Raw genomic sequence first — 306 nt, 5'->3', positions numbered from 1 at the left:
GTCACGCCGAAGTCACGCATGACGCGATCATGAATGAGCTGATTTCCGTCGCCGACGAGATCCTGCCCTATATGGACCGTGTCTGGAAGATCCTCGACGACAAGCGCCGCGCCGGCGAACGCATCCTGTTCGAAGGCGCGCAAGGCACGCTGCTCGACATCGACCACGGCACCTATCCGTTCGTCACTTCGTCCAACACGGTCGCCGGCCAGGCCTCAGCCGGATCTGGCGTCGGCCCGGGTGCCATCGGCTATGTCCTCGGCATCACCAAGGCCTATACGACGCGTGTCGGCGAGGGTCCGTTCC

General features: G+C 63.7%; 1 protein-coding gene. It reads left to right on the top strand.

Annotated features, from left to right (window positions below; translation table 11 throughout):
- Positions 1-306, top strand: a 306-nt coding sequence (locus EOA13_RS37710) for an adenylosuccinate synthetase (RefSeq protein WP_206535396.1), incomplete at both ends; no start/stop codon positions are given.

Origin of the sequence: Mesorhizobium sp. M7A.F.Ca.US.011.01.1.1 (assembly GCF_003998295.1) — a bacterium.
Taxonomy (GTDB): Bacteria; Pseudomonadota; Alphaproteobacteria; order Rhizobiales; family Rhizobiaceae; genus Mesorhizobium.
This window is presented reverse-complemented; position numbering and strand designations above follow the sequence as displayed.